The 17,924-nt window shown below is 52.8% G+C and carries 18 protein-coding genes and 1 other RNA gene; 11 read left to right on the top strand and 8 right to left on the bottom strand.

The features are described 5' to 3' along the window. Nucleotides 1-239 precede the first annotated feature (239 nt). Together glnK and amtB are read left to right on the top strand one after the other, a co-directional pair. Entirely contained in the window at nt 240-578 is a 339-nt protein-coding gene (gene glnK / locus ACSIPU_RS10185; protein ID WP_004099573.1) for a P-II family nitrogen regulator, read from the top strand. A 33-nt stretch (nt 579-611) separates the two neighbouring features. Beyond that, nucleotides 612-1,898: an ammonium transporter AmtB gene (gene amtB / locus ACSIPU_RS10180; RefSeq protein ID WP_004099575.1), complete on the top strand. Its 1,287-nt coding sequence runs from the start codon at nt 612-614 to the stop codon at nt 1,896-1,898. Between the two features lie 94 nt (nt 1,899-1,992). On the opposite strand, the gene ACSIPU_RS10175 is transcribed toward amtB, so the two are convergent. Both ACSIPU_RS10175 and ACSIPU_RS10170 read right to left on the bottom strand, forming a co-directional pair. Next, nucleotides 1,993-2,694, bottom strand: coding sequence for a DUF554 domain-containing protein (locus ACSIPU_RS10175; protein WP_196557694.1), 702 nt, complete (start codon nt 2,692-2,694; stop codon nt 1,993-1,995). A gap of 108 nt (nt 2,695-2,802) precedes the next feature. Continuing rightward, a complete protein-coding gene (locus ACSIPU_RS10170) occupies nt 2,803-4,287 on the bottom strand; it encodes a UbiD family decarboxylase (RefSeq protein WP_004099579.1) in 1,485 nt (494 codons plus the stop codon). Between the two features lie 171 nt (nt 4,288-4,458). Here ACSIPU_RS10170 and ACSIPU_RS10165 point away from each other — a divergent pair, with 171 nt between their 5' ends. Next, the gene (locus tag ACSIPU_RS10165) at nt 4,459-5,385 is read left to right on the top strand and encodes a LysR substrate-binding domain-containing protein (RefSeq protein WP_196557696.1); all 927 of its coding nucleotides are present in this window, start codon (nt 4,459-4,461) and stop codon (nt 5,383-5,385) included. A 43-nt stretch (nt 5,386-5,428) separates the two neighbouring features. Here ACSIPU_RS10165 and tesB read toward each other — a convergent pair whose 3' ends face one another. Beyond that, nucleotides 5,429-6,304, bottom strand: coding sequence for an acyl-CoA thioesterase II (gene tesB / locus ACSIPU_RS10160; RefSeq protein ID WP_004099582.1), 876 nt, complete (start codon nt 6,302-6,304; stop codon nt 5,429-5,431). 529 nt (nt 6,305-6,833) lie between these two features. Here tesB and ACSIPU_RS10155 point away from each other — a divergent pair. Further along, complete coding sequence (locus ACSIPU_RS10155; RefSeq protein WP_004099583.1) at nt 6,834-7,343, top strand: YbaY family lipoprotein; 510 nt, start codon at nt 6,834-6,836, stop codon at nt 7,341-7,343. A gap of 39 nt (nt 7,344-7,382) precedes the next feature. Here ACSIPU_RS10155 and ACSIPU_RS10150 read toward each other — a convergent pair whose 3' ends face one another. Further along, nucleotides 7,383-7,694, bottom strand: coding sequence for an MGMT family protein (locus tag ACSIPU_RS10150; protein ID WP_004099584.1), 312 nt, complete (start codon nt 7,692-7,694; stop codon nt 7,383-7,385). A gap of 708 nt (nt 7,695-8,402) precedes the next feature. On the opposite strand from ACSIPU_RS10150, the gene ffs reads away from it, so the two are divergent. The 3 genes from ffs (at nt 8,403) to ACSIPU_RS10135 (ending at nt 9,283) form a co-directional block, all read left to right on the top strand. After that, nucleotides 8,403-8,499, top strand: an RNA gene (gene ffs / locus ACSIPU_RS10145) — signal recognition particle sRNA small type. A gap of 314 nt (nt 8,500-8,813) precedes the next feature. Next, nucleotides 8,814-9,071 carry a hypothetical protein gene (locus ACSIPU_RS10140; RefSeq protein WP_196557698.1) on the top strand — a complete coding sequence of 86 codons (258 nt, stop codon included), beginning with the start codon at nt 8,814-8,816 and terminating at the stop codon, nt 9,069-9,071. After that, a complete protein-coding gene (locus tag ACSIPU_RS10135; RefSeq protein ID WP_004099598.1) occupies nt 9,068-9,283 on the top strand; it encodes a hypothetical protein in 216 nt (71 codons plus the stop codon). The genes ACSIPU_RS10140 and ACSIPU_RS10135 overlap by 4 nt, the downstream gene beginning before the upstream one ends. A gap of 133 nt (nt 9,284-9,416) precedes the next feature. On the opposite strand, the gene ACSIPU_RS10130 is transcribed toward ACSIPU_RS10135, so the two are convergent. Beyond that, complete coding sequence (locus tag ACSIPU_RS10130) at nt 9,417-10,844, bottom strand: MocR-like transcription factor YczR (protein ID WP_004099599.1); 1,428 nt, start codon at nt 10,842-10,844, stop codon at nt 9,417-9,419. 87 nt (nt 10,845-10,931) lie between these two features. Here ACSIPU_RS10130 and ACSIPU_RS10125 point away from each other — a divergent pair, with 87 nt between their 5' ends. Next, nucleotides 10,932-11,546, top strand: coding sequence for a membrane protein YczE (locus ACSIPU_RS10125; RefSeq protein ID WP_017146486.1), 615 nt, complete (start codon nt 10,932-10,934; stop codon nt 11,544-11,546). Between the two features lie 92 nt (nt 11,547-11,638). Next, nucleotides 11,639-11,992 (top strand): DUF1428 domain-containing protein, encoded by a 354-nt coding sequence (locus ACSIPU_RS10120; RefSeq protein ID WP_017146485.1) that lies wholly within the window; start codon nt 11,639-11,641, stop codon nt 11,990-11,992. A gap of 46 nt (nt 11,993-12,038) precedes the next feature. Here the strand turns inward: ACSIPU_RS10120 and ACSIPU_RS10115 are convergent, their stop codons facing one another. After that, the gene (locus ACSIPU_RS10115; RefSeq protein WP_204746160.1) at nt 12,039-12,905 is read right to left on the bottom strand and encodes a nickel/cobalt efflux protein RcnA; all 867 of its coding nucleotides are present in this window, start codon (nt 12,903-12,905) and stop codon (nt 12,039-12,041) included. Between the two features lie 166 nt (nt 12,906-13,071). On the opposite strand from ACSIPU_RS10115, the gene ACSIPU_RS10110 reads away from it, so the two are divergent. After that, nucleotides 13,072-13,344, top strand: coding sequence for a metal/formaldehyde-sensitive transcriptional repressor (locus ACSIPU_RS10110; protein WP_004099606.1), 273 nt, complete (start codon nt 13,072-13,074; stop codon nt 13,342-13,344). A gap of 2 nt (nt 13,345-13,346) precedes the next feature. Here ACSIPU_RS10110 and ACSIPU_RS10105 read toward each other — a convergent pair whose 3' ends face one another. Both ACSIPU_RS10105 and ACSIPU_RS10100 read right to left on the bottom strand, forming a co-directional pair. Further along, the gene (locus tag ACSIPU_RS10105) at nt 13,347-14,933 is read right to left on the bottom strand and encodes an EAL domain-containing protein (RefSeq protein ID WP_017146483.1); all 1,587 of its coding nucleotides are present in this window, start codon (nt 14,931-14,933) and stop codon (nt 13,347-13,349) included. 249 nt (nt 14,934-15,182) lie between these two features. Next, the gene (locus ACSIPU_RS10100; RefSeq protein ID WP_023320456.1) at nt 15,183-16,292 is read right to left on the bottom strand and encodes an ABC transporter ATP-binding protein; all 1,110 of its coding nucleotides are present in this window, start codon (nt 16,290-16,292) and stop codon (nt 15,183-15,185) included. 353 nt (nt 16,293-16,645) lie between these two features. Between ACSIPU_RS10100 and ACSIPU_RS10095 the strand changes: the two genes are divergently transcribed. Next, nucleotides 16,646-17,878: a maltodextrin ABC transporter substrate-binding protein gene (locus tag ACSIPU_RS10095; RefSeq protein WP_004111035.1), complete on the top strand. Its 1,233-nt coding sequence runs from the start codon at nt 16,646-16,648 to the stop codon at nt 17,876-17,878. Nucleotides 17,879-17,924: the final 46 nt, after the last annotated feature.

The raw sequence follows: 17,924 nt of genomic DNA, 5'->3' as shown, positions 1-17,924 counted from the left end.
CCATAAACAGGCAGCTTCTGCTTTGCGGTTTCCGGTGGTGCAAAAACGTCACAGAACGCGCACTGAAATGGTGCAATTTAAGGCTAAAGCGGCGTTTTGCCGCTTCGTTTCCGCCTGATTCTTCTTTTTCCTCCTCAAAAAGGGCCGCCTGGCGGCCCTTTTTCATTTCTGGCATAGCCCTTGCTTTATTAGATTCGTGTTAGCTGCGGCCATTACCGAATTCTGACTGGAGGGGACTTATGAAGCTGGTTACCGTGGTAATCAAACCATTCAAACTGGAAGACGTGCGTGAAGCATTATCTTCAATGGGGATTCAGGGCCTGACGGTCACTGAGGTTAAAGGGTTCGGCCGTCAGAAAGGCCACGCGGAGCTCTATCGCGGCGCCGAATATAGCGTCAATTTTCTGCCGAAAGTGAAGATTGACGTCGCGATTGCCGACGATCAGCTGGATGAAGTCGTCGATGTCATCAGTAAAGCGGCTTACACCGGAAAGATTGGCGACGGCAAAATTTTTGTCGCCGAGCTGCAGCGCGTCATTCGCATCCGTACCGGCGAATCTGACGAAGCGGCACTGTAACTTTCAGACCACACAGTGATGGGGAACGAAACAATGAAGATAGCAACAATGAAGACAGGTCTGGGAGCGCTGGCTCTTCTTCCGGGGCTGGCGATGGCCGCACCGGCGGTAGCGGATAAAGCCGACAACGCCTTTATGATGATTTGCACCGCGCTGGTGCTGTTTATGACCATTCCGGGCATCGCGCTGTTCTACGGCGGGCTAATCCGCGGTAAAAACGTTCTTTCCATGCTGACGCAGGTTATCGTCACCTTTGCACTGGTCTGCGTGCTGTGGGTGGTTTATGGCTACACGCTGGCTTTCGGTACCGGCGGCAGCTTCTTCGGCAACTTCGACTGGGTGCTGCTGAAGAATATTGAGCTGAAAGCGCTGATGGGCAGCTTCTATCAATACATCCACGTTGCTTTCCAGGGCTCGTTTGCCTGTATCACCGTCGGCCTGATCGTCGGCGCGCTGGCGGAACGTATTCGTTTCTCTGCGGTACTGATTTTTGTTGTGGTGTGGATGACGCTTTCTTATATCCCGATCGCCCATATGGTATGGGGCGGTGGTCTGCTGGCTACCCACGGCGCGCTTGATTTCGCCGGCGGAACGGTTGTACACATTAACGCCGCGGTTGCCGGGCTGGTGGGCGCTTATATGATGGGTAAACGCGTGGGCTTTGGTAAAGAAGCGTTCAAACCGCATAATCTGCCGATGGTATTCACCGGCACCGCTATCCTCTACGTTGGCTGGTTTGGCTTTAACGCGGGTTCAGCTAGCGCGGCGAACGAAATTGCCGGTCTGGCTTTCGTTAACACCGTGGTTGCCACAGCGGCGGCTATCCTGGCGTGGACTTTCGGCGAGTGGGCAACCCGCGGCAAGCCGTCTCTGCTGGGCGCCTGTTCAGGGGCGATTGCCGGTCTGGTCGGCATCACTCCGGCCTGTGGTTACATCGGCGTCGGCGGGTCTCTGATCGTGGGGATTGCCGCGGGTCTGGCGGGTCTGTGGGGTGTCACCGTACTGAAGCGCTGGCTGCGCGTTGATGACCCGTGCGATGTGTTTGGCGTCCACGGTGTCTGCGGTATCGTCGGATGCATCCTGACCGGTATCTTCGCCGCGACTTCTTTGGGCGGCGTCGGTTATGCGGAAGGCGTGACCATGGGCCACCAGGTTCTGGTACAGCTGGAAAGTATCGGTATCACCATCGTCTGGTCCGGCGTGGTCGCCTTTATTGGTTACAAAGTCGCCGATATGACCGTTGGCCTGCGCGTACCGGAAGATCAAGAGCGTGAAGGTCTGGACGTCAACAGCCACGGCGAAAACGCCTACAACGCCTGATTCATCGTTACCTTGTTAATCGTAAAAGCGGAGCCAGGCTCCGCTTTTTGCATGGTTAGCTAATCGATTGGATCCAGGGCAATAGCGTTGAGACCTAAAGCCAGGAGAGGGGCATGACGATGATCAGACCTGGCAGTAAATTGGCGACCGGGAATGATTTAATACCGCAAATTCTCAAACCCGTCACAAACATAATAAATCCGCCTAACCCGGAGAAATCAGCAACCATATCAGGCGTTAGCATTGGCATTATTGATTGCCCGATTAAGAGCAGAATCATTTGGACGATAAATTGCGGGATCGCGATAGTGGCGACCGAAAGACCAAGCAGGGTGGCAAAAATACCGGCAGTCAGGATATCGAGAAATGATTTAGTTAACAGTATCGATATGTCGCCGGTTATTCCTTCCTGCATAGCGCCAAAGATGCCCGTTCCCGAAGCCACGAAGAGCACCAGAATTCCAACGAATTTGTCGAGATACTCCTCTTGCGATAACGTGCTGCCGCTTTTCTGTGGGGCAATTTTATCAATGATAAAACGTAGTTTTGATGCGCCACGGCCAATGTTTCTCTCGATAGAAAATATTTCACCGATAATTGCGCCGAAGAGTAACGAGGCGACAACAACGGGTAGTGCATGTAATTTGATAATAACCGTAATCCCCATTCCCATGGAGGCTGCGCCAAAAGTCAGAGGCAGCGCGGTACGGAATTTATCACTTAATCGATCCCCAATTAAGCCGCCGACGATCCCGCCGATAAGCGTTGAAGTAGAGTTAATGATTGGCCCAATCATTGTTTTTCCTTGTTAGTATTTGCTAAATATCGCTTGCTGTTGTCGGACCGCAAACGCACTCACTTTCCGGCAGGTTTTGCGGATTGCGAACCTGCCAAAAGTGAGCGACTATTTTTTGAAGCCGGGAATAAAGCGATTGACATCCACTTCAAGGAATTTGCTGCGCTGAAAATTCTCTTTCAGGTTCCAGGGAACGGTACAGTCAAAAATTGTTTTACAGGCGATTCCGTGGCCGAGTATTGACGGGCTGAATGCTGGGTCGGATGAAGGATCGAGCGGGTGACAGCGTACTCCGGGAATAAAAATAGTACTGACATCCCCCTGGTAACGCGTTGTCATTGCCCACATCACATCGTTAATATCAAATACATCAACATCCTCATCAACCAACATGACATGCTTCAATTCTGAGAAAGCTGAAAATGCGAGAAGTGCGGCTTGACGCTGCCTGCCCTCATCTGCTGGTCCGCGTTTTTTTACCTGTAAAACGGCGAGATACTTGCCCGTGCCCGGCGAGGGGCAATGAACGTTCTGCACGAAGCCGGGCAGTGCCTTTTCAACCATTTGTAAAATACTGGCTTCCGTTGGGATACCGGCCAGATTGGTGTGCTCATCGCTTGGCCCGATGCAGGTTTGCAGGATTGGATGACGGCGATGAGTAATGGCTTTGACTTTGATGACCGGCACCTGCGCCTGGGCGCTGCCGGTATAGCCAGGAAACTCTGGCATGGCTTTACCTGTATCAGTGTTCTGATCTTCACGAACCCTCACGTCAGGCAAGAGCTCGCCTTCGATGACGACTTCGGCATTAGCGATAGCCAGTGCATTCACGCTGACACAATCGGTGAGTTCTACTGCCTGGTTGCGCAAGCTACCGGCAATTGATAGCTCGTCAAAACCTAAAGGCGTTGTCGGGGGCTCGAAGCAGGCACCGATTTCAATTGCCGGATCGACGCCAATACTAATGGAGATAGGCAGGGCTTTTCCGGCGGCTTCCGCTTTCTGGCGAAAAGTATCAAGGTGGCGTCCCGGAACGAAATACATTGAGATTTCATCTTTGCTCTGGACGCACAAGCGATGGATCGTGACGTCATGCTCGCCAGTTTCTGGATCAGCGGCGTAGCACATGCCCAGCGTAAAGTACGGGCCAGCATCTTCCGGGGTATTGGTTGGCGCGGGCAAGATTTTCAGGATATCAAAGTCAGGATCGGTCGCCAGGTGGATAACTTCCTGACATACGGCCTGGTCGCGTGGAATAACAATCGGCGCAATAGGATTGGCGACGGAATCTTTAAGCATAAAAGCCAGGTTTTCAGGCGTGGTGCCAAAAAGGCGGGCGACGCGCTTGCGCGAGCAAAGCAAGCCGATCAAGACTTTGACATCATCGTATCCTTTGACTTTGTTAAAAATCATGGCCGGGCCAACTCGTGTGGGGCGCTGAACGGTGCCATGTGCGCCGACGTAGCGATATACGCCAGATAATTCTGCGATTGGATCAACGGGTTCATCGGTATAGATCAGTTCATCATCGTAGTGGCTTAATACAGCCAATGCGGAACGCAGATCGGTCACTTTTTGCTGTTCCTTAACCATTAAATTCTCCTTTAAGTATTACTAAACGATGATAGCGGCGGCTATATAGCGCCGACCCTGATTTTTAATCATCGTGACAGGTTTAATTTTCGATAAATAGAAATAAGAGTCCAATAACATTACCCATTGTTTTAATAAGGATCTATTATTAGTGACTTCAAGGAGGACGCTATGGATTATCGGCAACTACATGCCTTTGTGGTTCTGGCTGAAGAGCTGCATTTTGGGCAGGCGGCGTTGAGGCTGAACGTGACGCAGCCTGCGCTCACGCAGCAGATTAAAAACTTTGAGAACACGCTCGGCATAATGCTGTTTGTTCGCGATCGGCGGCATGTTTCACTGACCGCGGAGGGACTATTTTTGCTTGACGAAGCGCGGATTATTCTGGGCCACTGCGACAGGTTTCTTGAAAGTGTAAACAGTTTGCGTCGCGGGCATCAAGGACAGTTAAAAGTGGGTTATGTTGGCTCATCTATTCTCGATCCGGCATTAACTTTGTTAATTAAAAATTACCGATATAAGAAACCCGAGACCGATCTGATAATTGAAGAACATAACGCACATGATTTATTAACATTATTATTGGATAAACGGTTGGATATTGCTTTTGTTCGCTCACCGATACCGCAATATGAACAGCTGGAATATATGAATATCGCTACTCGTTCACTTATTGCCGTCTTGCCGCGTAATCATGAACTGGGCAATCGCCGAAAAATTTCTCTGGCATCGCTGCGCGAAGAGCAATTTTTTGTGCAAAAGGATCCCTACGGCGTAGGGTTAGGCTGGTCGGCGGTTAGCGCCTGCCGGGAGGCCGGGTTCACTCCTCAGAAAATTCAGTATACGCGTGATGTATCGGTAGCTATCGGTTTAGTGTCAATGGGCATGGGCGTTGCGCTGGTGCCTGAAACGCAGAGCTCTGTACTCATGCCGGACGTGAGCTACTGTCTGCTGGAAGAAGCGTATGCAACAACCACCTTAACCTTGTGCTGGCGGCGGCATACTCAAAATAACCTTTTACGCGGATTTATAAACTATACCCGGGACCTTACCGGCCGCCAGCAGTACCAGTCAGCGCAATGTACGGCGGACCAGTAAGCTGGCGGTTTACGCTAAGCCTGGCGCTTACCAGCGGAAGCGCCTATTTTGCTGGGAAAAGGCTTCGGTTACGCATGACACCTTCCTGTACTGTCGACGCCACCAGCGTACCGTCCTGCGTATAGAACTCGCCGCGGACAAAACCGCGCGCGCTGGAGGCGGAGGTGCTTTCTACGCTGTAAAGCAACCAGTCGTTGATGTTGAACGGGCGATGGAACCACATTGAGTGATCGATGGTGGCCACCTGCATTCCCGGTTCCAGAAAACCGACGCCGTGCGGCTGCAGCGCAACGGGAAGGAAATTGAAGTCAGAAGCGTAGCCCAGTAGAGACTGATGGATGCGCAGATCTTCCGGTACAGCGCCGTTGGCGCGGATCCAGACCTGACGCGTCGGTTCTGCAACGTGACCTTTCAGCGGGTTGTGGAATTCAACCGGGCGAATCTCCAGCGGCTTATCGCAAAGAAATTTCTCTTTGACCTGCGGCGGCAGCAGATGGGCCAGCTTGCGGGCGATGTCCGTTTCAGAGGGCAGCGCATCCGGCGCGGGGGCTGCTGGCATGGTTTTCTGATGTTCGTAGCCGGGTTCTGGCGCCTGAAATGAGGCGGTCATGTAGAAAATCGGCTTCCCGTTCTGAATCGCCGCCACCCGGCGGGCGCTGAAGCTATTGCCGTCACGCAGGACTTCAACATCATAGATGATGGGTTTCTGGCTGTCGCCGGGACGCAGGAAGTAGCTGTGAAACGAATGGATCAGGCGTTCTGCGGGGACGGTCTCCTTTGCCGCATATAGTGCCTGACCGACCACCTGGCCGCCAAAGACCTGACGTAATCCCAGATCCTCGCTCTGCCCGCGGAACAATCCCTCTTCGATTTTTTCCAGATTTAACAATGCCAGCAGATTGGTTAATGCCTGACTCATAATTACCCTCAATCAATGATGACTGCCTTGCGCAGCGCGTTATTGAGGCAAAGTATAACCTGGAATCGTAAGTGGTCCGATGGGTGCAATAAACTGAATAGGGACGTTTTTTCCGACGTAAATCTCCCAGGCTGCGGGATTGTTAGTTATGGATGGTTGCAACTATTCATCGCCTGTTGGTTTCAGAACCCCGCGCGAGCTTTCGTGGCGGCCAACCCGTAAACGGGGAAGAGGCGCCATCTTCACTCTTGTGAGCCGAGGCTACGCGCCAGACGAGATGATTCATTTGCTTTTAACTGCTTCCGGCAGGTGGTAATAACCCCTGTTTCCGGCCGACAGAGGATCCCCAGAAAGCGGCATTATGCTCACCGTATCACTTTTGCTGCCGGGACGTTGCAGGCAGTAATAATCTGAATATGGCGCTTTTCCGGGCGAAAATTGAGAACTGTGCCACACTTATTCATGGTGAAAATGTTTCGCCGCATTGCATTGCGGTCGAACATGCTCAAAGGGATGAAAGGAGAAAAGAATGAAATTTGCCTATATGTTAAGTGCTATAGCCGTAGCGGCTACGTTGTCTGCCTGTGCGAATAATCACAACAGCAATGCAGCGAACCAGGCGGCGCCCGATCCTTATGGCATTGCTTCACTAAGCTCCTCGCAGCAGCAGCCTAACGTATCCGGGACTATCAATATTCGCCAGCGCGTGGCGTTACCGCCGGACGCAGTATTGACCGTAACTCTGTCGGATGCGTCGCTGGCCGATGCGCCTGCGCACGTGCTGGCGCAAAAAGCGGTCAGGACCGAAGGGAAGCAGGCGCCGTTTAATTTTGTTCTGCCCTATAACCAGGCGCAAATCCAGCCTAATGCCCGCATTCTTCTCAGCGCGGCGATTACCGTTAACGGTCAGCTGATGTTCATTACCGATACCGTACAGACGGTGATTAACCAGGGCGGCAACCGTGCCGATCTGGTGCTGGTGCCGGTCCAACAAACGGCGGTACCGGTGGCGAACAACAACGTTCCGCCCGTGCAGTAACTCCACATCATGCCCCTTCTCAGGGGCATTTTTTTGTCTTCAATAAATCCAGCGGTAGTGCTGTAGATCAATATGCCCACTGCCTGACACCTGGACTCCCTCCGCTAATAGCGCCTGGCGTTGACGCTGCAGGTCCGGCCCGGTGAGAGAGATATCGCCGTGACGGTTGACCACCCTATGCCAGGGGAGAGTGGAACCTTCCGGCAGACGTTTTAATACCCCACCAACCTGACGCGCCGCGCGCGGTGAACCCGCCAGCTGAGCAACGTCGCCGTAGGTCGCCACGCATCCTTCTGGTATTGAGGCGACAATTTGCCAGACGCGCTGCGGAAAAGTATCGTGAGAATCCATGGAAGGTCCTGTTGCCGGTAAAAGTTCAGAATAAGCGTTACATCATGGGCTGTACAGCGGGTGGATTAAGCCGGGTTTACTACGGTGAATTCCAGCGCCAGACCTAGCATACTATGGGCATTTTCATGCGGCGTATTGGTTAGCAAGGCTTCAAGAAACTTTGGGCGTTAATCATCAGTTTGGCGCGCGTGGCCGGGAGCTTAAGGGGTGATATCGGATACACCACGAGACCGCTGGCTTCGATGGGAAGTTTACGTAATTCAGCGTGCTGAAGGACGCCAGAAGTTGAGTAGAGCAGCGCAACCGGGGGGACGGCCAGCAGCTGATTAGCGCTAATCGTGACAAAATCAATGAGCAGTCCCGGACGCAAAAAATGTAAACCGTGGAAGGGCACAGACACTTCAGGAATGGGCGGCATTGTCAGGGTGGTGATGAACGCGGTGATTCACTCATTTATATTCCGTTGAGATCGTGCCTTGATGATAAAAGGGGCGGTGAATAATCCACATTATGGCTGCCGGAAAGGATTTTCGCTGAGAGTGTGCTCGCAATCTCTTGAGGGGCGCGGGATCATTTACCGTGAAAAGCCTGTGGAGACGCGACTTTGCACAATAAACCAGCACCCGATCGGCGGTGGCTTGCAATTCAAGGATTCAGCAGGGATAATGCGCCAGCGCGTTAGGTAACTAGCGCTCTCAATGGGGGCTCTGTTGGTTCTCCCGCAACGCTACTCTGTTTACCAGGTCAGGTCCGGAAGGAAGCAGCCAGAGCAGACGACGTGTGTGCCGGGATGTAGCTGGCAGGGCCCCCACCCATTTCAGCGTATCCCTGGCGCGATTCGCACAAATCAGCTGCTTCATATCCCCTTCATGGTTAATATCCTTAATTAAAGTGTGAATTTATTTCGTTTCTAAAACTCCATTTTTTTATGCTAAAAATTCACTACGTCATAAATTTGAAATTTAAGTGAAATATTATTGTCATCTTAATGTCATATATCAGGTGCAGATTACTGATGGGAAACTGTTGTTAGATATAAGCCAAAAATATATCTCTGGATCAGCATGTTAAGTTCGTGTATTAGTTATATGATGATTATATTTCACGGGAAGCGTGACTATGACTACTGTGGTTCTGAACGTCAAAATTGATAGTGAGTTAAAAGAAAAGCTGCGTCAGTATGCGGAAGAAAATAACGAAAATTTAGGAACAGCTACGGAGAAACTGCTGCTGCTGGCCTTCCAGGTAGCGGAATCAGCAGACGAGGTGGGGGTTTCGGAAGAAGATATTGATAGCCAGCACACCGAAGAGGAAGCATCTCCATTAACCCCTAAAGAAATCAAAGCATTACGTAAACTCCTGAAGAAGAAAAAATGAAACAACAACTCTCTACAGCCAGCAACTATAGCGAAGCGTGCGCCATGCTGCGTTCCGGCTATGTGAAGCATGTACGCCTGAACTGGAATATCGGTAGTGATGAGTTCTTTCGCATTGCCTCCGACTGGTGTGATACGGGCGCAAAAATTAAAAAAGACGAAGACGGTTTTATTATTTCCCTTAAAGGTTTTCCGATTCCGCGACAGCATTAATGAAAATATTTCATTTTTGTCATCGGACTGACACAACACGAAGACAAACTTGAAGCGCAATTTTATAAAAACATCTCATATGCATCACGGATGATGGCTTTTGACGGGCTGGCTCCAGCCCGTCGATATTTTATTAAATAATTTTCCGTGGGCGGAAGCTCTCTTTCTGCTCCGTAAGACTATGCCATAACGGCTGCAATATATTAAAAGCGTGACGTAGTTCATCATCCGCAAGCGTAAACGGTAAGCGTAAATAGCGGTCAAAGGCGCCCGCCAGGCCAAATCGCGTTCCTGTTCCGATGTGAATTCCCCGGCTTTCCGCGCGAACGGAAAACAGCGTTGCCAGCATCCCGGGTAACTCAACCCAAAAAGAGAGTCCTCCTTCCGGCGGCGTGAAGCGCCAGTGGGGAAAATACTCCGCCATCAGCGCGCCGCACATATCCCGACGGGTTGCCAGCATGGCGCGCCGCGACGGCAACAGCATTTTCTCATTCTCCAGCAGCCAACAGCAGGCCAGCTGCTCCAGCAGCGGGGAGCCGAGATCGAGGGAGTCCCGCGCCTGAACCAGAGATGCAATGGTGCGCGAGGATGCGCGGATCCAACCTATGCGCAAACCGCCCCAGAAGCTTTTTCCCGCAGAGCCGATGGTTATCACCGGAGCATCAGGATTATACGATGCTAAAGGCGGCGGCGGCGGGGCGTCGTACCATAGGTCGACCATCGTTTCATCTACTACCAGCGTGGTGCGGGTTTGCGCGGCGATCTCTGCTACCCGCTGGCGCGTGGGGCTATCCATACAGCGACCGGTAGGGTTATGAAAGTCCGGCATCAGCCATGCCAGCCGCGGCGCCGTTTGGGCAATTGTCGCCGCTAAACCGTCGCAGTCCCATCCCTGCTGCGGTAACGCCACGCTGACCGGGCGGCATGATGCTCCCTGAATCGCGCTAATCGCCATAGGATAAGTCGGCGCATCCACCACCACCCGATCGCCGGGCCCGGTAAATAAGCGCAAAACCAATGCCAGGCCGCTAAGTGCCCCGTTAACAATCATTACTTCATCGCTTCGGGTTGGCAGGCCGCGTTCGCTATAGCGGTGGGCGATCGCTTCACGCAGAAGCGGCAGACCCTGCTGATCGTAACCGGTATTGGCTAAGTGCTGCGGCATGATTTTCAGGGCCTGGCTGAAAGCCTGATGAATTTCAGGCCCGGCGCTGAGCGCGGCGACGGCCAGATTGACCGACGGCGAGTCCGGTTTATTGGTCTTGATCTCCACCGTCCGCTCCGGCAAAGCGATCCGCGAACCGCTTCCCTGACGGCTGTAGAGATAGCCTTCTTCCCGTAGCTGTCCAAGCGCGCTGGCAACCGTAGTACGGCTGATATTCAGCGCCGCCGCCAGCTCCCGTTCGCCGGGCAAACGGGTTTCCAGCGCAAGGCGGCCATCGAGAATCAGCAGGCGCAGCGCTTCCGCCAGCTGACGCCAGAGCGGCATGCGGGAACCGGATTCCTGCCAGTGACCGAGCAGGCGCACCAGCGATTGTGAACCAAAGCGACGAGATGACATAGCAATCCACTTTTTTAAAACTGGCCATTAATTATCAATCCATTTTTACTGATGATGAGGGGAATCGCAATTGTCCTGAGGTGGAAAATGGTACGTCGCTTGCTGCAACTTTATATTGGTCTGGTCCTGTACGGCGTGTCGACCGCGCTGTTTGTTCATGCCAATCTGGGGGCCGATCCGTGGGATGTTTTTCATCTGGGGATCGGCAAACAGTTCAATCTTGATTTCGGAACGGTGATGATTCTGACGGGCGCGGCGGTGCTGCTGCTGTGGATCCCGCTACGACAAATGCCGGGGCTGGGCACGGTAAGCAATGTGATTGTGCTGGGCCTGGCGGCAAACGCCACTCTGGCTATCCTGCCGCCGTTAGAATCGCTGGTGGCGCGTAGCCTGCTGTTGGCTGGGGCTATCGTACTGAATGCGCTGGCGACGGGAATGTATATTGGCGCAGGTTTCGGCCCCGGTCCGCGCGATGGGCTGATGACCGGACTGCATGCACGTACCGGATGGTCGCTGCGCGGCATTCGCACGGCGATTGAACTTTCCGTTCTGCTGATTGGCTGGATGATGGGCGGCAAATTTGGCGTGGGAACCGTACTCTATGCGATAACCATTGGGCCGTTGATTCAGCTCTGCCTGCCGTGGTTTCATCAGTCGGCTGCACGTAAGGCGCTGGCGAAACCGGGCGAGGCCATCTCCTGATATTAAGCTGCTATCCGCGCTGGAGACTAAACTTATCACTGCAGATACGGCCGGATTGTCCGGCGGTACTGTTCACTTCGGAGAGCATACTCATGAAGTACGTTGATGGTTTTGTTGTTGCCGTACCGGCGGAAAATAAGGAGGTATACCGCGCGATGGCGGCAAAGGCGCTGCCGCTATTTAAAGAGTTTGGCGCCCTACGCGTGGTCGAGTGCTGGGCGGATGATGTCCCGGATGGCAAGCTGACCGATTTTCGTCTGGCGGTAAAAGCTGAAGATAATGAAGAGGTGGTATTCAGCTGGATTGAATACCCCTCTAAAGAGGCGCGCGATGCCGCCAACGCTAAAATGATGGCTGACCCGCGGATGAAAGAGTTTGGCGAAAATATGCCATTTGATGGAAAACGAATGATATACGGCGGGTTTTCCCCGCTCCTCGATGAGTAATGCATCTTTGCCATCCCCATAGTCGGTGGGGATGGCGATAGAAGCCCTACAGATTACGCCAGCCGTGCAGCAGCATATAGCAACCCACCACAATAATCAGCGCACCGGAAATCCACGGCGCTTTCCGTGAGAGATCGTTTAGTCCCGGCCAGCGGTTGGCGACGTGCTTCAGGCTCAGGGCGGCAATTGCGCCTGAAGCCACTAAGGTGAGCGCCAGCCCAACGCTAAAACTCATCACCAGCGTGGCTCCCAGCGAAACCTTTTTCAACTGGAGGCAAATAAGCAATACGGTAATTGACGCCGGGCAGGGGATTAGCCCGCCCGTCAGCCCAAACAAAACGATCTGTCCGGTGGTGACCCGCTGTCCGTTAAAGCGGCGGTTGATCTCCTCCGCATGCGCGCGCTGATGGGCGTCCTGCCACTCTGCGGTGGCCACCAGCGGATGCGCGTGAGGATGGTGTTGATGCGGATGATGGTGTGCATGATGGTGGTCGTGGTCGTGGTCGTGGTCGTGGTCGTGGTTATGGTTATGGTTATGGTTATGGTTATGATCACGATCGCGTTGGTGTGTACGAGATTCGAGCCAGGTACGCCGCAGCATCCAGCAGGCAATCAGCACAATAAGGATCCCTGAGATCAGCTGAAACCAGGGTTCTGACGTTTGCGCATCCCAACCGCGGCCAAACCACAGGCCTGCCATCGCTACCAGCCAGACCACGGCCGTATGCGATACCGTCGCCGCTAGCCCCAGTAGTACAGCCTGCTTCAACGTTCCGCGCACTGCCACAATAAATGCCGCCATCATGGTTTTCGAGTGTCCGGGCTCCAGACCGTGCAGCGCGCCGAGCAGGATCGCGCTGGGAATGAATAGCCAGGCATTCCCCTGTTGCAGCAGTGAAGTGAAATCGTTCATAACGTGGTCCCTTGCCAAAAGTGATCTCATGCTACTCCCCCCTAGTATATAAATACTACCCCCTGGTAGAAAAATACTCCCGGGGAGTAGAGCATGGTATGCTGGCCTTGTTACATACGGGGGTCGTTAATGGAAACGATCGAGTCATCAAAGAGTGGAGCGCGTAATGTCACATACTGTTCGTCACAAGAAGATGTTATTGACCCGACTGAAGAAAATTCAAGGGCAGAGCGCTGCGCTGGAAAAAATGCTCAACCGCGAACATGAATGCGCAGAGGTTCTCCAGCAGCTGGCCGCCATTCGCGGTGCGGTAAACGGCATGATGATGCAGGTTATTCAGGGGCATTTAACGGATCATGTCGTCAAAGAGCCGGAAGAAGGCCAGCGTGAAGCTGACCTTGAAGTGGTCATGCAGGTGATTAAATCTTATCTGAAATAGGCTCAGTAGGTATTTTTCGCAGGCGGCGTTGAATACGCTTTCAGGTTGTTTTCAGCCCACAGGATAAATTTCTCCTTTGGCAGCGCTTTGCTATAAAGCCAACCCTGGGCGTACTGCACGCCGTGAACGCGCAGCCAGTCGCGCTGGCTTTCGGTTTCGACGCCTTCGGCGACGGTCGCCAGATTAAGCGCTTTCGCCATGTCAATAATATGCGGCGTCAGCGGTTTGTACTCCAGCGTATCGACAAACGATTTATCGATTTTCAGAGTGTCGACGTCCAGTTTTTGTAAATAGCTCAGGCTGGAGTAGCCGGTGCCGAAGTCATCAATAGATATACGGTGTCCGGCCTGACGATAGCCGGCGATGACGGGCAGAGTGGTTTGCGGGTCAACGAAGCCGCGCTCGGTAATTTCAAGGATGATCTGCTGAGCGCTGATACCCCAGTGCTGGAGCTGCTCCTGCAGGAGTATCGGCAGCGTTGGCGAACGCAAATCATCGACAGATAAATTGATCGAAATATGCACTTCCGGGCGCTGGCGCAGCCAGGTTCCGAGATCGGCGAAAATTTTCCGCACGATATCTTCGGTTAACCGGGTTATCAGCCGGGTCTGTTCGGCAAGCGGGATAAAAATATCCGGCGATAAATAACTACCGTCAGGCTGCCTCCAGCGGGCAAGTGCTTCCGCGCCGGCGATTTTGCCAGTCTGTAGCGAAATAATAGGCTGATAATAGACCTGTATAGCATTGGAGTTCAGCGCGTCCAGCATCCCGTAACGCGGAGAGCGCAGCCTTCGCAGCAGGCGAAGAAGCAGGAATGAGGCCAGAAGGCTGGTGCATAAACCAATCGGCAACCACAGCATTAGCTGTTGATGTAGTTTTTGCTGGAGCGGTAATGTTGATGACCAGGCTGCGATCGCCAGCCCTAGTTCAGGGATGCGGCGGAGGCGATAAACGGTGCTATCAAGCGTCAAGGTTTCGACATCCAGACGCTTAATGTGCTCCCAGGCGGCGGCGTCGAGCGGTTTACTGCTGATGATAATTTGATCGCGCTTCGTGCCAAACAAGAGTGTGTGAATCTCTTCCTGGCCTGACGGAATCACATCAATAAATGAAACCGGATCGATCATCACCACATGATGTTCGCTGCCCATTGCCGTCATTTTATGCTGTAGCCCGAGATCGCTAACCGAGGTGAGCCAGGTACGATAGCCGTCGGCAGTAATATGGTCGGGAGCAGGAAACGTTACTGATACCCGATGATCTTCAAGAGAAGAGCATTGCGGAATACCTCCATGTAACCACAACACTTCCTGCACGTAGCGGTGGGTGTAGGCAATCCGCCGCATATTAAGCAGATGCTGCGGACTGCAGGTCGCGGCGGTATCGGCATCCGCTTCGTTCAGCGCCTCTCTTGCCTGATCGGCTACCTGCTGAACGCGAGCCAGTACCCGAACGGAAAAGTTGTCCAGTCCGGTATAAAACTGCGCTTTGGCCTGCTGCATTGCCAACCAAATACTCAGCGCCACCGGCAAAATAATGGCCAGTATCAGTACCCCTGTAACCAGGCTCACCTGATGCCGGGTCGTCATGAGCATTTCCTAAATTTATTAAGGGGTGCGATGAGTATACGCGAAAGATAAAAAGGACGATTAGGTAAACGGGATAAAAAGGCCCGAACCGCGAGAGAGCAGCGAATTCGGGCTAACAGTGGATGATCCGCGACGCCCGAAGCTGTAAACGGCGCGGAGAAAAACGAGGGCTGGTATGCTGGCAGCCAATAAGCATCGCCAGCACAGGTTCATATTCTAAAGCGCAATCATGACAGCCAGATGTTGCGTTTAGTGGGCATCCGGCGCGGCGATGTCGGTGCTAATCCGCAGGTCGTTTTCGTCGAACACCATGCAGTAGCGATCGTCGAAGGCAACGCTGATTTTCTGCCAGGGGCGAAAGTGAACGTCGCCTGGCAGCAGAATTTTGACGTTATCGTGGCCGTAGCACTGGCCAAATAGATAGGTATTATTACCCAGTCTCTCGACCACTTCACATTGAAACTCAACCACGGTACCGATATTCACATCGGTAGAGAGATGTTCAGGACGAATACCGAGGGTGACGGCAGCGCCGGGCTGCAGCGGTGAGGTGGTGATATTGAGCGTCAGATTATGATCTTGCGCCATCTTCACGCTAAGCTGGCCCGGCTGCCATGCGGTAACCGTCGCGGGAAGGAAGTTCATTTTCGGCGAACCGATAAATCCCGCGACGAATTTATTCACCGGGTTGTAATACAGCGACATCGGCGATCCCATCTGCTCAACTTTGCCGTAGTTCATCACCACGATTTTATCGGCGAGAGTCATCGCTTCAACCTGGTCATGAGTAACATAAACCATGGTCGTTTTGAGCTCGTGATGGAGTTTGGCGATATGCAGGCGCATCTCAACGCGCAGTTCGGCATCGAGGTTAGAAAGGGGTTCATCAAACATAAACACCCGTGGATTACGTACAATAGCGCGGCCGATGGCAACGCGCTGACGTTGACCGCCGGAAAGTTGCTTAGGCTTACGATCCAGCAGATGAGAGAGCTGCAGCGTTTTCGCCACCATTTCAACCTGACGGCGAATTTCATCTTTTGGTACTTTGTTCACTTTCAGGCCATAGCCCATATTTTCCGCCACCGTCATATGCGGATAGAGTGCATAGGACTGGAATACCATAGCGACGCCGCGATGGGCAGGAACGACATCATTCATCACCTCATCGCCAATTAGCACTTCACCTTCGCTGACCTCTTCAAGACCGGCAATCATCCTCAGTAGCGTCGATTTACCGCAGCCGGACGGGCCGACGAACACCGCAAATTCACCATCTTCAATATCAAGATTTACCTGATGCAGCGTCACCGTACTGCCGAACCGTTTGGTGACATTCCTCAGTCGTATATTGGACATCAACACTCCCCGGATTGTTAGCCATTTTTGCCGTTGGGATTTGGGCTGCGATGCGGAATTTGTATAACGTGTAACAATTCAGCCGAACGATGCTCAACGACACTAAAATCATGCAGCGACTATAACTTCCACGGTTTTAGCGCCATACAACGATGTTTCATTTCTGCAATGATGATCACACAACGAGTAGCTTCCAGTAGTTTTATCAGCCTTCAAAGCGTAGCGTATAACAAATCAAACATGACGGATGTTTTGTTTATGAACTGCCGTTAATCAACTTGCTAAGAGATTTGCTGAAGTCACATTACTTAATAAAAACCATTAAATTGTTATACCTTCACATGAGGTTGATAATGAAAAAGAACACTCTTGCTGCACTGATCCTTACCACTCTGGCTGCCGGGCAGCTAACGAGCCTGCAGGCGCACGCGGCCGGGCAGCTCAACGTTTGGGAAGACATCAAAAAATCCGCTGGCATCAAAGCCGCAGTCGGTGATTTTGAAAAGCAGTTCAACGTTAAGGTGAACGTGCAGGAGATGCCGTACGCCCAACAGCTGGAAAAGCTGCGTCTTGATGGTCCGGCGGGCATCGGCCCGGATGTCCTGGTGATCCCTAATGACCAGCTAGGCGGAGCGGTTGTCCAGGGATTGCTATCTCCACTGACTCTGGATCAGGAGAAGCAGGAGGCGTTTACGCCTGCGTCAATCAGCGCTTTCCATATGGATAACGTGCTTTACGGCGTACCTAAAGCGGTGGAAACCCTGGTACTGATTTACAACAAAGATCTGATCGACCAGCCGCTGGATAGCCTGCAGGCGTGGTTCGACTATTCGAAGAAGCAGCGCGAAGAGGGGAAATACGGTCTGCTGGCGAAGTTCGACCAGATTTATTACAGCTGGGGCGCTATCGGTCCAATGGGCGGCTATATCTTTGGCAAAAACGATAAAGGGGGCTTCAACCCGCAGGATGTCGGTCTCAACAAACCCGGCGCAGTGGAAGCAGTCACTTTCCTGAAAAAATTCTATACCGATAAGGTTTTCCCGGCAGGGATCCTCGGTGACAACGGGTTGAACGCCATCGATTCCCTGTTCACCGAGAAGAAAGCGGCGGCGGTGATTAACGGCCCGTGGGCTTTCCAGCCATACGAAGCGGCAGGCATTAATTATGGTGTTGCGCCTCTGCCGACGCTGCCGGACGGCAAACCGATGAGCTCCTTCCTCGGCGTGAAAGGCTACGTGGTTTCGACGTGGAGTAAAGATAAAGCGCTGGCGCAGCAGTTTATTGAGTTTATTAACCAGCCTCAGTATGTGAAAGCACGCTATGTGGCGACCGGCGAAATCCCGCCGCTGAAGGCAATGATTGACGATCCGCTGATTAAGAATGACGAGAAGGCCAGCGCGGTGGCGGTGCAGTCAGCACGGGCGACGGCAATGCCAGGAATACCGGAAATGGGGGAGGTATGGGGCCCGGCGAACGCAGCCCTGGAGCTGAGCCTGACCGGTAAACAGGAGCCGAAGGCAGCGCTGGATAACGCCGAGAAGCAGATCAAGATGCAGATCGAAGCCATGCAGGCCAGCAATCAGTAATCAGGTGAAGTAACAGAACGGGAGGAGGCCCTCCCGTTTTCAGAAG

Source organism: Klebsiella sp. HN106 (assembly GCF_051209435.1).
Classification (GTDB): Bacteria; Pseudomonadota; Gammaproteobacteria; order Enterobacterales; family Enterobacteriaceae; genus Klebsiella; species Klebsiella oxytoca.
This window is presented reverse-complemented; position numbering and strand designations above follow the sequence as displayed.